At 47.6% G+C, this 16,529-nt stretch carries 13 protein-coding genes; 1 reads left to right on the forward strand and 12 read right to left on the reverse strand.

What is annotated here, in order from left to right; all coding sequences use genetic code 11:
• Window position 1 precedes the first annotated feature (1 nt).
• The 8 genes from ROR01S_RS01955 to ROR01S_RS26930 all read right to left on the reverse strand — a co-directional run bounded on the left by ROR01S_RS01955 (window position 2) and on the right by ROR01S_RS26930 (window position 10,020).
• Window positions 2-1,258, reverse strand: coding sequence for an oligosaccharide flippase family protein (locus ROR01S_RS01955; RefSeq protein ID WP_064359057.1), 1,257 nt, complete (start codon window positions 1,256-1,258; stop codon window positions 2-4).
• 28 nt (window positions 1,259-1,286) lie between these two features.
• Window positions 1,287-3,437, reverse strand: a complete 2,151-nt coding sequence (locus ROR01S_RS01960; protein WP_064359058.1) for a polysaccharide biosynthesis tyrosine autokinase — start codon at window positions 3,435-3,437, stop codon at window positions 1,287-1,289.
• A gap of 14 nt (window positions 3,438-3,451) precedes the next feature.
• Window positions 3,452-3,886, reverse strand: a complete 435-nt coding sequence (locus ROR01S_RS25675; RefSeq protein WP_073972270.1) for an arsenate reductase/protein-tyrosine-phosphatase family protein — start codon at window positions 3,884-3,886, stop codon at window positions 3,452-3,454.
• Window positions 3,887-3,890: 4 nt separating this feature from the next.
• A complete protein-coding gene (locus tag ROR01S_RS01965; protein WP_064359059.1) occupies window positions 3,891-5,024 on the reverse strand; it encodes a polysaccharide export protein in 1,134 nt (377 codons plus the stop codon).
• Between the two features lie 145 nt (window positions 5,025-5,169).
• The gene (locus ROR01S_RS01970; RefSeq protein ID WP_064359060.1) at window positions 5,170-6,603 is read right to left on the reverse strand and encodes a capsule assembly Wzi family protein; all 1,434 of its coding nucleotides are present in this window, start codon (window positions 6,601-6,603) and stop codon (window positions 5,170-5,172) included.
• A gap of 958 nt (window positions 6,604-7,561) precedes the next feature.
• Window positions 7,562-8,191, reverse strand: coding sequence for a phosphatase PAP2 family protein (locus ROR01S_RS01980; RefSeq protein WP_064359062.1), 630 nt, complete (start codon window positions 8,189-8,191; stop codon window positions 7,562-7,564).
• A gap of 473 nt (window positions 8,192-8,664) precedes the next feature.
• Entirely contained in the window at window positions 8,665-9,561 is an 897-nt protein-coding gene (gene galF / locus ROR01S_RS01985; protein ID WP_073972271.1) for a UTP--glucose-1-phosphate uridylyltransferase GalF, read from the reverse strand.
• Window positions 9,562-9,726: 165 nt separating this feature from the next.
• Window positions 9,727-10,020, reverse strand: a complete 294-nt coding sequence (locus tag ROR01S_RS26930; protein WP_162268828.1) for a hypothetical protein — start codon at window positions 10,018-10,020, stop codon at window positions 9,727-9,729.
• Window positions 10,021-10,467: 447 nt separating this feature from the next.
• On the opposite strand from ROR01S_RS26930, the gene ROR01S_RS01990 reads away from it, so the two are divergent.
• On the forward strand, window positions 10,468-12,054 hold the full coding sequence (locus ROR01S_RS01990; protein WP_032717932.1) for a TerC family protein: 1,587 nt from the start codon (window positions 10,468-10,470) through the stop codon (window positions 12,052-12,054).
• A gap of 134 nt (window positions 12,055-12,188) precedes the next feature.
• Here ROR01S_RS01990 and asmA read toward each other — a convergent pair whose 3' ends face one another.
• The 4 genes from asmA to alkA form a co-directional block, all read right to left on the reverse strand.
• Window positions 12,189-14,036: an outer membrane assembly protein AsmA gene (asmA, locus tag ROR01S_RS01995; RefSeq protein WP_064359064.1), complete on the reverse strand. Its 1,848-nt coding sequence runs from the start codon at window positions 14,034-14,036 to the stop codon at window positions 12,189-12,191.
• Window positions 14,037-14,063: 27 nt separating this feature from the next.
• Window positions 14,064-14,645, reverse strand: coding sequence for a dCTP deaminase (gene dcd, locus ROR01S_RS02000; RefSeq protein ID WP_004864592.1), 582 nt, complete (start codon window positions 14,643-14,645; stop codon window positions 14,064-14,066).
• 90 nt (window positions 14,646-14,735) lie between these two features.
• Window positions 14,736-15,377, reverse strand: coding sequence for a uridine kinase (gene udk / locus ROR01S_RS02005; protein WP_004864593.1), 642 nt, complete (start codon window positions 15,375-15,377; stop codon window positions 14,736-14,738).
• Window positions 15,378-15,606: 229 nt separating this feature from the next.
• A complete protein-coding gene (gene alkA, locus ROR01S_RS02010) occupies window positions 15,607-16,455 on the reverse strand; it encodes a DNA-3-methyladenine glycosylase 2 (RefSeq protein ID WP_064359065.1) in 849 nt (282 codons plus the stop codon).
• Window positions 16,456-16,529 lie beyond the last annotated feature (74 nt).

A 16,529-nucleotide genomic window follows, 5' to 3' on the forward strand; every position in this document is an offset into this window, starting at 1 on the left:
CTCATATTTTCCCTTTTGCCAACCTAGACATAAATTCCTTATCAATTATAAACATTATAAAACTAGAGAATATCTGGCTGATAACCATTGCATAGGCTGCACCTGATATTCCAAAATGCGGGATCATATAATAAACTAAAGCTATATTTATAATTAAAGAGAAAAATGTTCGTCTGAAATTTTTATTAGCATAACCACAACCAATATATAATCGACTGAGATAACCGCCAATGAAAACGAATGCTATTGATATGCTATGTATTGATAGTATTGTTGCACTTATGGAAAATTCTTCGCCATACAAAAATTCAACTGCAATTTTTGAAAGTAGATTAATAAAACTTGTCCCTATTATTCCCAATAGAAATAAAAACAATATATATTTTTTTATATCTCTCGATACAGTTATTTTTCCCGCTATGTTATCTCTTAAAGTCTGTGAATAAAAAATATTAGCAACCGAAATACCTATAAAATAAACCCCTTCACTAAGCCGTGAACCAGCAAAGTATTTACCGGCAGCATCACTGCCAAGATAATAACTTATCATCAGGGTATCTATTCTCATATATGCAGCGATCGTTGCAGATGATAACAAGATGAATGATACATCCTTCATCATTATTTTCAATTTGCTTTTATCAATCGCTTTCAGGGTAACTGGTTCTTTTAATAAAAGATATGATATTAAACCTGTAAGTAAATATTCCGCAGAGAATATACACAACCAGAAAAGGATATTATCTCCACCGTAATAGACATACATACCTTTTAATATTAGAGATATTGCTTGTATACTAATGGAGATTTTAGAAAAAAGACTGATCAAACCTTTCTGGTTTGCAATATATTCACTATAGCTATAGAAATAGCAAAAAAAAGAAATACTAAAAATTAATATATATTGCCAAGGTATATTTTTGTAATAAGTGAAGCAAATGATTAAAAACATCAATGAAAATAAAAATGTTGCTGCAACTTTTAATAAGTAAAACTCGCTTCCAGATTCTTTTTTTGAAATTATTTTTGGTATTAAGCTTTCAGCACCAATGTTAGTTAGCGCTAAAAAAACGCCACCAAGTGAAACAAGGGTAACATACTCACCAAAATGCAATTCGCTTAAACTTCTTGATATCAGAGATAGTGTTGCAATAGCAGTAACTGATTTCATCAGTTTCTCAAATAATGACCAAATTATCTGTTTCCTAAGCAAGTAACCCCCTATAGTATTAGAATCATAGAACAAAGTGCCTTGCATAAAGGCACTTTTATTATATTAGTATTGATTATTTTTTATATGAATAATCATAGTAGCCATATCCATACCCGTAGTAATTACTGGCTTTTTTTACCACTCCATTTAATATACAGCCTTTTACTATAATTCCACTCTGTTCAAACCTCGAAACACTAACAGCAAGTTCTTTAACGGTATTACTCTCAAATCTAGCTACTAACAGTGTTGTACCTACATACCTACCAATAATTGCAGCATCAGTAACAGCTAAGATTGGAGGTGTATCAATGATTACCAGATCGTAATTCTCATCAGCCCATTTTAATAATTTTTCAAATGTTGGATGCATTAATAATTCAGCAGGATTTGGTGGGTTTTTACCACGACCTATATAATCAAAATCTCCACTTGAAGCTCTGGTTAATGCATCTTCAATTCCGCATTGCCCAGATAAAATATCAGAGATCCCAACTTGTTTTATGTTCCCTAATATTTTGTGAACATATCCTTTACGAAGCTCCGCATCAATAAATAATACCTTCTTACCTGTCGATGCTATTGTGGCTGCTAAATTTGTACTTACAAAAGTTTTACCTGCATTTGGACTTGCCCCAGATATCATAAGTATTTTATTTTTCGCTTCCAACATAGCGAAATGGAGACTTGTTCGTAAACTACGTATCGCTTCAACCGCTAAATCAGTGGGATTCTCCACAGCAAGAAGCTTGGTCGTTTCTTTTCTCCAGTTTTTATTTCTATTATGATCCTTTGTAAGCCACTCTGAAACAGGAACACTTGCGTAAACATTAATTCCGGCTTCTTCTAATTGTTCGGGAGATTCTATTCCACGACGCAAAAACACTTGGATTAATACTGCTGAAACAGCCATAAATAAACCAAGGATAAAACCAACGATTACAACTAACGATTTTTTAGGCTTAACCGGTTGCGGTTCTGTTACTGCTTTATCAATAATTCTAACGTTACCAATCGCACTCGATTTTGCAATGCTTAGTTCTTGTTGACGGTTCAATAATTGTAAATATACAGCTCTACCGGATTCAACATCGCGACTTAACCGCAAAACCTCCTGCTGAGTAGTAGGCATACTACTAACTCTTTTATTCAGTTTAGTCTTTTCACTTTGTAAAGTCTGTCGTTTTTCTATTAAGGCCTTATAAGTCGGGTGTTCTTTGGTATAAAGTTGAGATATTTCAGCCTCTCTGAATGTAATTTCATTTAACTGATTATCGACGTTAACAATCTGATCCAATACAGATTTAGCCTCCATTGATAAGTCGACTGAATCTCGTTGTTTTCTATAGGTATTAAGCTTATTTTCAGCATTATCGAGGTCTGTACGGACAATTGGTAACTGTTTATTAAGAAAATCTAAACTCTTGGCATCTTGTGCAGCTTGTCGGGCAACGTTTTGCTCCAAATAATTTTCAGAAATATTATTTAAAATTTCTGAAATCTTTTTCGGATTAGAACCAGTTAATGTTAGGGTAAGCATTCCAGTATCTTTTCCTTGATCTGAAACACCAAATTCATCCTGAAGGTTACTAATCGCTTTCAGCCTTGTGAAATATTTTACAACGAATTTCTCACCTTCTTTTGCATCATAACCATTTACTATAAGCTTTACTCCATCTTTTTGAAACAATTCACCAACATTTCCTAAAGCTGTAAATGTATTGCCATCAACTTCATATTTTCCTTCACCTTTTATAGTAATGGTTATTTCCGGAGTCTTAGTTCCATTATTCTGAGGGATGTATAAATTACTGATATCAATATGACCATTTTCTTTCCCAAGCAATCGTGCCAGACCATCTCCAATTATTGGAAAATGCTTAGGCTCTATTTGCGTCTGCAAATTAAGATCATCAACAGTCTTACCGAGTATCATCCTAGATTTTAATAGAGCTATTTCAGGTGCAGACTGTGGTTGAGCATCAGGCAAAATTTGAGTAAGGCTACTTAGTATAGCATTCCCTTGTTTTTGCTCTACTTGTATCAACGCATTGGACTGATAAATAGGCGTAGCCAGTATAGCATAAAAAAGCGCTATGAATGTCACACAGGATGTAACTGCTATTATCAACTTACGATGATCAATTAGTTCACCGATAAGACGCCCTAAATCTATCTCATCTGTTTCTGTCGGTGTTTTTTTTTGGTTATTCACAGTGCTCATACAATTTTCCCTGATTAATTACCTAGTTTATCAGCCCAGCAATTAGCAGCTTGTTCAATAAGTTTATATACTGATGAAAAGGCCTCTTCACTTTTACGATAAGGATCAGGTATCTCTAAATTATTAATCCAATAACCATAAAGCATTGTTTTTCCACGTAATTGAGGTGCAATCTGACAAATATATTCAATATGTGCTCTTTCCATTGCTAATATTAGATCAAATTGACAACCTAGCTCTACATTGAACTGCTTACCTACGTGCCCAGATAATGACAAACCATTTCTTTGAGATACTTTTAAAGCTGTTTCATCAGCTTCATGGCCGACTAACGCACCAGTACCAGCGGATGCAACTATCTTATTTGGTAGTAATTTTTGCAAGTAGCGTTCACCTATAGGTGAACGACAAATATTTCCTGTACATACAACCAAAATTGAATTAAACATAAAATCACCAAGTACGAATAAATTTTCCAGTCTCAGTTATATCATGTACTCCCGTAATGGTTGGTACTAACTGGGAAATAACACGATTCCAGCGAACCAAAGGAGCAGAAGTTACATAAACAATATCATAAGGTTGTAATTGGAATTCAGTACCTAATACCATTGCCGATGCATCTTGGGCATTTAATTGATATATATTAGCAATTTTCCCTTCTTTACTATCTTTTAATTGACGAATTACGAACACGCCAGTTGCATCACTAAATGCTTGCGACATCCCTTCTGCATTTCCAATTGCTTCTGCGAGGGTCATCCCGCTTCGGTCCATTTTCAATGTGCTCTGTTTACCTACTTCCCCCATAACGAATACTTTTAAATCATCATTACGTGGAACAAACAGAATATCGCCAGGATAGAGTAGATGATTCTGTGTAAGATCTCCTTTTTGCATTAACGCGTACAGAGACACTTTTGTGTCTTTACCGTTATGTGTTAAAACTACATTTCGCCAATCCGCATCAGGGGCTAAACCTCCGGCAGCATTAATAGCATCCATCACTGTTAATGGAATATTAGTGATAGGTTGCTTGCCAGAATTCACAACCTCGCCGGTAACATATGCTTTTTGTGATCGAAATGCAGCAACACTGACATCAACCTGCGGGCTTTCAATATATGTGGTCAAACGGTTAGCAATATCCTGGCGTACCTGACTAAGAGTTTTACCTGCCACTTGCACCTTACCAATATAAGGATAGAAGATGGTGCCATCGGAGTTAACCCAGTTACCAGTGTCGCTAGCACTACGATACTGCCCTGCAGGAGTAGTTAATTCTGGATGATCCCATACGGTGATCATTAGCACATCACCTACCCCTATTCTATACTCGTAGCTACGCAGTAAATTATCCAGCTGTGGGTTTGGACGGGCCAACACTGTGTCAGGCCTGAGTTGATCAATCAAACTTGGCGTCATTGGGTATACATTGACAAGTTTATCCAAATCATAGTCGCTGTCCGGAAGTTCTACCACATTCTTACGCAGGCTGTTTAACCCTTGTCCCGGAATAACTGTACAACCCGATAAAAATCCTATTACCAATGCTAATGCCGAAAATCTAACAAGTTTTTTTTTCATAATGTCACATCATCAGTAAAACAAAATTTGCCAATTCCTGAGTAGCTGTCATTGCCGTTGATTCCTTACCGGCTTACGGAGAGATAAAAGACGACTGCCTCCGGCAGCGCTACCACCCTCTCTCTCCTATTTTCAGCATTCAGCCTTATAAACTAAACGGTATTTCTATTCCTGCACTTGCCCCGACGTCATCGCTGTCGCTATTATTAGCGTTGGTATACCACAGAGAAGTATTCAGACGGATCGACTGGTAAAGATCTCCACTCCATCCCAGTTGTACACCTTTCAATGTGTCTGAATGAGGGAAAGCACCATTAATTGCTAAACTATCTGGGTTGACTTTCGCAAAGACCAAACGGGTGCTCCATCGCTGATTACTTTCGGTAATGAGTTCAACTTTTCCAGCTAAAAGTTGACCATCCCCTCCCATTGCATCTCCAAGTGGATAGCCTTGCTGATAATAACCATCAGTATAAATATGATGCCAGTAACTGTACCGTGTTCCACTCATATTTGTTCTCGTATCATGAGCTTCGACATACCAATTTACCGCACCTTTTCCCAAACTATGATGCCCTTCAATTCCGCCCAGGAACATATTTGACGAAGGTAGGTAGCCAGCTTCATCCTCACCAATAATCTGACCGTAGAAACTTACAGGCCAACCAAGTGTCGGTTCGAGTTTGAACTTAAAATCAAAGCCGGCTAGCTGGTTACCCGGTTCGTTATCTGTCCCGGTGTTATCATGGCCAGTAAACCCATCCCAAAAGCTGCTAAAAGATTGAGGTCGCCCTTCCCCCCCCCACTGCATAATGCGTGACGCACCTAATTCTAATGACTGGAACGGCGTGAAAGTAAAACGGCCCCCTATGATTTTTGTATGAGGGTAAACGGTATACTGATTCATCTGGCTGGCGGAAATCTGGTACTGCCAGGGGCCAATCCAGCGCAGCCACCAGGTTTCCGGAGCCGCCTGTTCAGCGCGCTGCATCAGGAATCCGGTCATTGGTCGCATCGCATCCCCGCGGATCAGGCTCCCTTCATAGCCTGGCCCCCACCACTGCGGCATCTGGCCAAACGACAGCCACTGGTTCCAGAATTTTACCGCGCCGTACGCGCCGTTGGCATTGAAACGGGAACCATTGCTGATACGCTCACCACCTTCAACATTGCCCTGCAGATGAACATCCCACCAGTCGCCGCTGTTATTAAAGGCCAGCGATAGCGAATTATCTGCCGGTTGGCTTTGTGCAAAGCCCTGCGGGGTTCCCGGTTGATCGGTAGAGGTGTAGCCGCTGACGCGGAAATCAGCCTTTAATGAGGAAAGCCGCTGGTTAATACGCGCCAGCACCACCTGTTCAGAAGAATAGGAAGGTTTGGCTTTTTTTAACGCCCGGGTAATCTCTTCCTGACTCAAGGGCCAGGTAGAAAGGCTAAGCTGAATAACTCCCCGGTCAGACAGCCAGGAGAGATCGTTACGCAGTTCGTTATCATTGAGTACCAGACCAGAGGCATAAACCTGCGCACTCACCGATGTCAACAGCCCCAAAGCAAGTGCAAGACGCGCGATTTTCATCATTATACAAGATCCATTTTTAGCCCCGTTTCCGCAAGCTGGCGAGTCATGGGGAATATGAGTTTAGAGAGCGCACGCTGACGCCAGTCGTAGTATGTTTGTTCAACAGTGATGATGCAATAAGCAGTCCCTTCGAACGTAATCAGCCACGCACTATTTGAAATGTCAGTGCCACAGTCAAAACGCCAGCGACGCCCCTCACACCGATCGCCGCCGACCCTGGACATGAACTATCTCAGGTCAGACAGAGGGATAAAACGCTGTTGAGTCAGAAAGAGTGCCGATTATATACGGTGCTTGCGGATAATCATCCGTCGCAACCGGTTTTAGGAATTTAGAACATATAGAAGATGACTGCAGAATTGACGCTGACGGTTTCGATACGCTACCGCCCTTGGCTTAACAGCTACCAATGCACTGTACTTCATTTATACATTTTTGCTGGCGCAGCGCCCGCCTGATTATTAGTCACTGACAATATTTTAGCGGCATCAAGTTTACGAGATTCTGCCGGCAAATGGGAGTAAAAATGACAACTATTCGCTTATAAAAACAACCACATCTTACTCCTCCGACAAGCGGACGACATCACAATAAGATTGTTTAATAATATCTCGCTGTTCCAGCCAGCGAAACTGACCCACGCATCAATACAAAAGTAACATCATGTTTTTTAATGGTTTTACTGACAAAATATACTAGCCAGTCAAATTGCCGTCACTTTCGTCAACTACAAAAATTAATACCTTTCATTCACTTTTTATACTTGACAAAGATAATTTAACTTCAGGTATCAGGCGCTGGCTGTCTATTTAGGATTGTTCTCAGCCACGTTATTTCCTGTGCCAGCAAAACATTGCTGCAGAATGTAGTATCAACTATTTATTTCATGAATATGAATGCGTGAGGCCGGGACTGATTCTATTATTTTCGCTGGTCTCATTCATTGTCAGCAGCACACTCAGTAAAAATGCTTATGCATATCCGCCCGGGTAAAGGGTTTTTCCAGCGGCCCAAGCTTGACGGCAATTTCGCCCAGCAGTGACTGGGTCGGCGCTTTAGTGCCAATATTTAGCAACACGACGGGGATGATAATCAGACTGAGCACCCCGCCCCAGGAGAGCTGCGCATCGACGACACGTGATGAATTCCGCTGCAGCAGCAGAAACAGCGCGCTACCGCAGGCGCCAAGCAGCAGCCCGGCAATCACTTCCGATGGGGAGTGGGCATGAATTGCCAGACGGGAATACCCCACGAGGCCAGCCAGCAGATACCCCATCACCATGGCAGTCCGACGTAAAGCAATGCTACCGCGAGTACAGAGCAGCCATAAAAAAATAGGCCAGAAGGCGGTAGATAAAGCGGTATGCCCGCTAAAACCGGTGAAATCTAACTCGCGGATGCCGATGCCCCAGCCCATAAACGCCAGTTTTGATGCACTGACAATGGCGCCGGTAATACCAAACAGCAATCCCCATTGCCAGGCAATCTGTCTGGAAGGCCTGCGCAGAAATAAAACTATGAACACGGCTGCCGCGCTGGGTAACAACACGGTACTATCACCAAAAAAAGAGACCCACTGCCAGTTCATTTATTTTTCATCCTTTGACGATTTTCCAGTTCGCAGCGCCTTTGTCCATGACGTTGGTATGGGCATACACATCCGATAACTTCACATTTTTATGCATGCATCACTGTTGTTTAATGCGTAAGCATGATCTCAGTCAAGTTTTATTTTTTTATGACAGCCAGCGGCAGGCATATTTTTTTAAGAAGATTCCGACTAACTCATTATTAGCAAACATAAAATTATGCTACTCCGACCATTCCATCACAGGAGGGCCAGCACAGCAACCAGATGTCTCTGAAGTCGTTTTTTGTTTACATATTAAGCGTGTTTCAGCAAATCAGCATAACCATCTGATTTATATTGATTAATATTTATCTAAAATAGCCTTATTTAATCTGCAGGGCTGTCTACAGAAGCATGCAACATCGCGGACTTAAGCCACATACTTCTGTAACCCCTACATTTTCACACTTCTGAAATCCGGCAGAGCCTATTTACGCGAGTAACTTCTTAATGCTCTCGCGGAATTTCGTGCCTTCTTTATGGTTACGCAGCCCGTAGTTTACGAAGGCCTGCATATAGCCCATTTTTTTACCGCAGTCGTAGCTATCGCCGGTCATTAACATCGCGTCAACGGGCTGCTTCTTCGCCAGTTCAGCGATCGCATCGGTCAGCTGAATACGGCCCCATGCGCCAGGTTGAGTCCGCTCCAGCTCGGCCCACACATCGGAGGAAAGCACATAGCGTCCTACGGCCATCAGATCGGAATCCAGGGTCTGCGGTTCGTCAGGTTTCTCGATAAACTCAACGATCCGACCAATCTGCCCTTCCACGTTCAGCGGGTCTTTGGTCTGGATCACGGAATACTCCGACAGGTCGCCGTCCATTCTCTTGGCCAGCACCTGGCTGCGCCCGGTTTCATTAAAACGGGCCACCATCGCCGCGAGGTTATAGCGCAGCGGGTCAGCGCTGGCATCGTCCAGTACGATGTCCGGCAGTACCACAACGAACGGGTTATCTCCGACGATCGGGCGCGCGCAGAGAATAGAGTGTCCCAGCCCCAGCGGCTGCGCCTGGCGTACGTTCATGATAGTCACGCCCGGCGGACAGATTGCCTGTACCTCAGCCAGCAGCTGACGTTTGACACGCTGCTCAAGCAGCGCTTCCAGTTCATAGGAGGTATCGAAATGGTTTTCCACGGCATTCTTAGACGAGTGGGTAACCAGTACAATTTCCTTGATGCCTGCCGCCACAATCTCGTCGACGATATACTGAACCATTGGTTTATCAACGATTGGCAGCATCTCCTTCGGAATCGCCTTGGTGGCCGGCAACATATGCATCCCCAATCCGGCTACCGGAATAACTGCTTTCAAACTTGCCATTCTCATATCCACCCATATAGTGATAAATCTTCGATACCCGCCTGATTACAGGTTCCCCTGGTATCAATCTATGATATTACCGTTTTGCTATCAGTCCGACTTCCAGCAAAATTCCGAAACTACATGTTTCATCAGAGAATACACTCAAAGTATTAGCTCCGACAGAGCGGTTTAAGAAAATTCTGATAACTCAGGAGTCATATGGCGCGCTGCCTCAGGATTTTCATCTGCACTTTCTTCACCCGCAGGACTTATCGCTGTATTCCCGGCAGAGAATACTGTAGAAGAAGCGTTTGGATAATGCGTAAAATGCAGAAAAAAAGAGGGTTTATTCTCATGAACACCAGGACATAATTCATAAAAATAATCTGCAGACACTATTTTCAATAGAAAATAGCGCAGAAAGCTCACCGCTGCGCTCATCATGCCCTCCTTCACCTGTTGCCCGCTATCCATGTCATCCATCGGCACTGGCTTTTACACCTGATTAAAAGCTGCTGATATCGTCTGATTAAACAAGATATTTTGCAAGCCACGACATTCAGTAGTATGAAAACCTGGATCGCTACTATTGAGTGATTGAATCGGGTGTTTACACCTCTGCTTCTGAATTCGTCTGATTTTCATACTTCGGTTTGGTCAGAAGGGGCAATAACCGCCATTATTGATCCAGTGCACTCTCTGCAAGTTTATATTCAGTCGTCCACAGTCATATCTTTTATTAATAAGCTTATTTGCATAAAAAATAAGCGCGCACGGCTATAATTCATGCAGTTTAATATTGCCAGCCGCGGCATTTCTCCCGCCCCCGCACCCGCCAGACATCATAAGACGAGAATATATTGCAATTTATCGGTCGCTTATCCATGATCGTCGGATGGCACTCTCAGGTAGTATAGGTTTTAGCGAATGATGGAATGGATTGCCGACCCCTCAATTTGGGCCGGTCTCATAACGCTGGTGGTTATAGAGCTGGTCCTCGGTATTGATAACCTCGTTTTTATCGCGATCCTCGCGGAAAAGCTCCCTGCGACTCAGCGTGACCGCGCGCGGGTGATTGGCCTGCTGCTGGCGATGCTGATGCGTCTACTGCTGCTCGCCTCGATCTCCTGGCTGGTCACCCTGACCAAACCGCTGTTCACCTACCACGATCTCAGCTTTAGCGCGCGAGATTTGATTATGTTGTTTGGCGGGTTATTCCTGCTGTTTAAAGCGACTGTTGAGCTCAATGAGCGACTGGAAGGCAAAGACAGCGATAATCCGGTTCAGCGCAAGGGCGCGAAGTTCTGGGGAGTGGTCGCTCAGATTGTGGTGCTGGATGCCATCTTCTCCCTCGATTCGGTGATCACCGCCGTCGGCATGGTCGACCATCTGGCGGTGATGATGGCAGCGGTAGTTATTGCCATGAGTTTGATGCTGCTCGCCAGCAAAGCGCTGACGCGTTTTGTCAACAGCCACCCGACTATCGTTATTCTCTGTCTGAGCTTCCTGCTGATGATTGGTTTCAGCCTGATTGCCGAAGGGTTTGGATTCCCCATCCCGAAAGGTTATCTGTATGCGGCCATTGGCTTCTCCGTCATCATTGAGTCGCTGAACCAGCTGGCGCTGTTCAACCGCCGTCGCTTCCTCTCCGCCAATCTCACGCTCCGCCAGCGCACAACCGAAGCGGTGATGAATCTACTTAGCGGACATAAAGAACACGCCGAGCTCAGCAGCGATACGGCCGCGCTGATCGACAGCCAGGCCGATAACCCGCTGTTCAACCCCCAGGAACGCCGGATGATTGAGCGGGTGCTTAATCTCAACCAGCGCACCGTCAGCAGCATTATGACCTCGCGCCATGATATCGAGCATATAGACCTTAGCGCCCCGGAAGAGGAAATTCGCGCCTTGCTGGAGAAAAACCAGCATACCCGGCTGGTCGTCACCGGCGGAAATGATGATGAAGATCTGCTCGGCGTGGTTCACGTCATCGACCTGCTACAGCAATCGCTGCGTCATGAACCGCTCGACCTGCGCGTCCTGCTTCGTCAGCCGCTGGTGTTCCCTGAGACGCTGCCTCTGTTGCCAGCGCTGGAGCAGTTCCGCCATGCCAGGACCCATTTCGCTTTCGTAGTGGATGAGTTTGGTTCCGTTGAGGGGGTAGTGACCCTGAGCGATGTGATGGAAACCATCGCCGGCAATTTACCCAACGAAGCTGAAGAGATTGATGCCCGCCACGATATCGCAAAAAATCCTGACGGCAGCTGGACCGCCAATGGGCATATGCCGCTGGAAGATTTAGTGCAGTACATCCCCCTGCCGCTCGATGATAAGCGCGAGTATCACACGATTGCCGGTCTGTTGATGGAAAATCTGCAGCATGTCCCCGAAGCGGGAGAAGAGGTGAAAATCGGCGACTACATCGTACGTACGCTGCAGGTCGAGAGCCACCGGGTACAGAAAGTGCAGATTATCCCGCCGCCGCCGCGGGAAGATGAACTGAGCTACGAAGTGTAATCCCCGCAGTCGGTAGATATGCCCCGCTGGCGCTACGCTTACCGGGGCTACAGGGAGAGTCCGCTCAGGTGGCCCGGATAAGGCATTAGCGCCGCTATCCGGGCCGGTAAAGTCGCTCCACCGGTCAATCCCGGTTAATGTTTCTCAAGCAACTTCTTCACTTCTTTCCCGTCCTGGCTGTTTTTATTACGTTCAATCCAGTCATTAAGCCGCTGTTTAGCTTCATCCTGCAGCTGTTTACGCAGTACCTGGTCAACCTGCAGACTGTAGCTCAGCGCCTGCCATTTCCCGTAGATACGCAGCGGAATCGCGGTCTGTTTGAGCTTGTCGATAAGCTTGCTTTCGCCTTTCCAGCCGCCCAGCACGCGCACGTTAAAGCGCATATCGCACTCTTCTTTCAGCAAATTCAGGTCGCCCTGCCCGGTCAGCGCCATCATCTCTGATTGCCCCTGCAGGCTATGTAAGGTGACCTGTCCCTGCGCCAGCTGCAGCTCGCTGCTCATGGCATCAAGGCGGGTCGCGTTGTCGTAATTTTCCTGCGCCTGCACATTGGTGCTGCGCTCAACGGCCTGCTGCACGAGCTGCTGGAAGTTAAGCCCTTCAGTGCGGGTATTCGCCATCTGTATCTGCGCATCCCCTTGCCAGCGACGACGGAAATCGTCGGCATCAATTCTTTCGCCGGAGAAATCTCCGGTTAAAGAGAGCTTACCGGTCAGATTGAGCGAATAGTTAAAGGCTTTCAGGATGGTGGCAATCTCAACGTTATCCAGTTTGGGCTGGAAAGAGGCTTGCGAGGTCTCTCCCCGCGCGTCGAGGGTGCCGGGCAACGATATCAGGCCGCCATCCAGTTCGCCCTGAAGCTGGTTGATGGTCAGCAGTCCGAGCTGATTACTGATGTCGCTTTTCACCTGAGTAAAGGTCATCCCACGCCACTGAAGCTGGTCGGCCGTCAGCGCCATATGGGCGGTAAAGCCGCGCAGGCTGTCGTAATCTTCCTGAATATCGCTGTCGGCAATCACCGGGCGCAGCTGCCTCGGCTGGCTTTGTCCCTGCTGGCTGACGCCAGAGTCCGTCGCCGGTGAACCGTGCGTCAGCAGACTGTCGAGGTCAAGAGTCGTGGCGTGAAGATTGAGATTCCAGTCGGCCCGGTCGCCTAAAATCACGCTGGCGTTGCCGGCAATCGTGCTGCCGTTCGCCGTCAGATTGAGGTTATCGAAGCTCAGCTTTTTCTCGTCTTCCTGCCAGTTCGCCTGCATACTGCCCTGCCCGCTCACCCCGTTAGCCGGCAGCTCGGCGCCGCGCAGCTGCCAGTCGAGCCGGGAGATGTCAGCCTTCAGAGAGTGCGGATAGTCACCGCCCTGAACCTCAGCAGTGAAAGAGAGCGCCAGATCGCGCTGATCGCGGTTGATTCGCCCGGCAAAGTCGAGGGTCGCGTGATGATGCTCATCTTGATCCATCTGCAGACGAATATCGCGCACGGTCACCTGTTCGCCATCTTCATGCTGGAAAAAGAGGACGCTGTCCACCACCTGCAGCTGCCGCACGTCGTAGGACCAGCCGCTGTCTTCCGCCACCAGCGGCAGCGGATTATCATGAGGAACTACCGGCGCATCCTGGCCGCGAACGGCCTCGGTCTTCGGCGTCAGCTGAATGACCGCGCCCTTGAGCATCACCTGTTTGACCTGCAGCTGATGGGAAATCAGCGGCATAAGGGCGACATCGAGACGCATATTGTCCGCGCGCACCACCGGTTCAGCCGCCCCCGGCGCCGTCAGCGTCATGCGGCCGGAAAGAATACTCAGCTGCGGCCAGACGTGCCAGCGCAGCGGGCCATCGAGTTCGAGCTGATAACCGCTACGTTCCGCCACCTTATGCACCATATAGGCGCGAAAATCGTTGGGATTGACCAGCAATACCAACGCGGTCAGCCCGGCGACAACCACCGCCAGCAAGATCATCAGCGTCGTCAGAATTCGTCTCATGGCACCCTCAGTACACCGCTTACGTTATCAATCCTTGTCGATTCGGCTCGCCACCGCGCCCTGCTGGTCGCGATATTTGGCGTCTTCACGGCGGTTATAGGGCCGTGCCGCAGGGCCTGACAGCGGTTCAAAACTCAATGCGCCGATCGGCATCCCCGGACGCAGCGCCAGCGGCAGCTTGCCGGAGTTAAAGAACTCGAGCACGATGCAGCCAGACCAGCCGGGATCGATACGGTGAGCGGTGACGTGCACCATCAGCCCCAGACGCGCCAGAGAGGAGCGTCCGTCCAGCCAGCCAACCAGATCGGCCGGTAGCGTCACCGACTCATAGGTCACCGCCAGCGCCAGCTCTCCCGGATGCAGATAGAAGGCTTCGCCTTCCGGCAGCACGATCTCTTCGCTCATCACCCGATCCAGCGCCGCGGTCACTTCCGCTTTTGGCCCGCTCAGATCGATAAAGGGCGCCGTGTGGCCGCGAAACGTGCGGAATTTATTCCCCAGCCGAACGTCTACGGTCGCGCCGTTAATACGTTCAATGGGCGGGCGCGGGCTGATAGATAGCCGCCCCTCATCCAACCAGGCTTCTATATCTCGGTCGCACAGACGCATGAGCTCTCTCCTTTATGGCATCGCGCCCCTACACCTTCCGGGGCTAAGGGCAATTTGGGTTCTCTTTGCACGTTACACAATTCGTCTGTGTTATTCAAAGAACTGGCTGATTTTTGCCTTCAGAATATCAATCGCGATGCGGTTTTTACCGCCGCGAGGCACAATAATGTCGGCATACTGCTTGGAAGGGTCAATAAACTGCAGGAACATCGGACGAACCGTTTTCTGATATTGCGCCATCACCGAGTCCATCGAGCGCCCGCGTTCATTCACATCGCGCTTGATGCGGCGCATCAGGCAGATATCCAGCGGCGTATCAACGAAGATCGAGAAGCTCAGCTCATTGCGCAGGCGAACATCCGTCAGCAATAAAATCCCTTCGAGGATGATCACTTTCTTGGGTTCAATGTGGATCGTTTCCGGCATACGCGTATGTTCAACGTAGCTGTAAACCGGTAATTCAATCGGCTGGCCGCTTTTCAACATCTGCAAATGTTGAAACAGTAAACTGTGATCCATCGAGCTGGGATGGTCATAGTTCGTTTTAACACGCTCTTCCATCGACAAATGACTTTGATCTTTGTAGTAGCTGTCTTCCGGAATAACGCCAATATGTTCATCACCAACCTGTTCACGCAATTCGCGATACAGCGTGCTGGCGATAAGACTTTTTCCCGAAGCCGATGCGCCGGCGATACCTATAATGACGCACTGATGAGACGTATCAGTCATAACTTTTTTGCGACCTGATTAACCTGGATGTATATACACATAACCCTTCGAGCTGCCGCCGCGTGACTCGGCTTGCAGCCTCGCCCCTGTGGGGTTTGTTCAAAACGCTAACGAGTTTTGAGGCGCATCTCGAATAATTTCATGTATTGGAAGGGTGACGTTTGACCGTCAAACGCGGCAATTATAGGGATTTCAGCGCGTCGATACCAGTGATATGCACCCTGCATGGCTATTCCTCAGTCGGCGCCCATCCTTCGCTATACCAGATATGCAACAACGCATAGGAACGCCACGGCTGCCAGCGGCTGGCGTAACGGGCAATGCGCGCCGGGGTCATACCGCTAAACCGCTGCTTAATCAGGTAATCATCCGGCAGAAAAATGTCCTTCGCCTGCCAGCCGCGCAGGGCAAAATAGCTGGCGGTCCAGCGGCCGATACCGGGCAGCGTTTGCAGCTGTTTCATCCCGGCCTCAATGTCGTCCGGCGCCGCCAGCGGCAGCTGACCGTCAATCACCGCCTGCGCCAGATGGATCAGGGCCTCAGCGCGCCGCAGCGACATCCCCAGCGCTTTAAGCGCTAACGGATCCGCTCGCGCCAGGCTTTGTGGTTCAGGAAAGAGCTTGTATTCCGGCGCCTCCGCCAGCGTTTCCCCGTAAGCTGCCGCCACTTTTGCCGTCAGCTTCGCCGCCATCGCCACGCTGACCAGCTGCCCCAGCACCGCGCGCACTCCTTGTTCAAAGGCATCAAGCGATCCCGGCAGGCGCAGCCCAGGACGCGCGCTGGCCAGCGCGCCCAGCGTCTGGGCCACCCGATGCGGGTCACAGGCTAAATCAAACAAGCGCGCAACCCGGTCGTGGCATGCATCGGCCACCGGCTGCAGGCCGTCAGATAAGGTTACGCGTAATCCCTGCGCCGCCATATCGGGCTCAACCACGATCAGGCCGCGATGGCCCGCGAGGGAAAAGCTGCGGGTGTAACGCCCCGCGCTGAACGTTTCAATACCCGCCACCGCACGGGCGCGTAGAAAACCGAATATCCATTCCGGGTCGTAGGGGGCGTGCCAGGGTAACAGCTTCATCATTTCTCCTTCTTTAATTGCCTCAATGATAGACGCTCCACGTCCGACATACCTTGCTTTTAAATTCCAGTTGT

The sequence above is a fragment of the Klebsiella ornithinolytica NBRC 105727 = ATCC 31898 genome (assembly GCF_001598295.1).
Classification (GTDB): Bacteria; Pseudomonadota; Gammaproteobacteria; order Enterobacterales; family Enterobacteriaceae; genus Klebsiella; species Klebsiella ornithinolytica.

Excerpts from the sequence above, each read along its gene's own strand:
- ROR01S_RS01955 (WP_064359057.1), bottom strand. The coding sequence starts at position 1,258 with ATGCAAGGCACTTTGTTCTATGATTCTAATACTATAGGGGGTTACTTG.
- ROR01S_RS01990 (WP_032717932.1), top strand. The coding sequence starts at position 10,468 with ATGGAATGGATTGCCGACCCCTCAATTTGGGCCGGTCTCATAACGCTG.
- alkA (WP_064359065.1), bottom strand. The coding sequence starts at position 16,455 with ATGAAGCTGTTACCCTGGCACGCCCCCTACGACCCGGAATGGATATTC.
- asmA (WP_064359064.1), bottom strand. The coding sequence starts at position 14,036 with ATGAGACGAATTCTGACGACGCTGATGATCTTGCTGGCGGTGGTTGTC.
- ROR01S_RS01965 (WP_064359059.1), bottom strand. The coding sequence starts at position 5,024 with ATGAAAAAAAAACTTGTTAGATTTTCGGCATTAGCATTGGTAATAGGA.
- ROR01S_RS01970 (WP_064359060.1), bottom strand. The coding sequence starts at position 6,603 with ATGATGAAAATCGCGCGTCTTGCACTTGCTTTGGGGCTGTTGACATCG.
- ROR01S_RS26930 (WP_162268828.1), bottom strand. The coding sequence starts at position 10,020 with ATGGATGACATGGATAGCGGGCAACAGGTGAAGGAGGGCATGATGAGC.
- ROR01S_RS25675 (WP_073972270.1), bottom strand. The coding sequence starts at position 3,886 with ATGTTTAATTCAATTTTGGTTGTATGTACAGGAAATATTTGTCGTTCA.
- ROR01S_RS01960 (WP_064359058.1), bottom strand. The coding sequence starts at position 3,437 with ATGAGCACTGTGAATAACCAAAAAAAAACACCGACAGAAACAGATGAG.
- ROR01S_RS01980 (WP_064359062.1), bottom strand. The coding sequence starts at position 8,191 with ATGAACTGGCAGTGGGTCTCTTTTTTTGGTGATAGTACCGTGTTGTTA.
- galF (WP_073972271.1), bottom strand. The coding sequence starts at position 9,561 with ATGAGAATGGCAAGTTTGAAAGCAGTTATTCCGGTAGCCGGATTGGGG.
- dcd (WP_004864592.1), bottom strand. The coding sequence starts at position 14,645 with ATGCGTCTGTGCGACCGAGATATAGAAGCCTGGTTGGATGAGGGGCGG.
- udk (WP_004864593.1), bottom strand. The coding sequence starts at position 15,377 with ATGACTGATACGTCTCATCAGTGCGTCATTATAGGTATCGCCGGCGCA.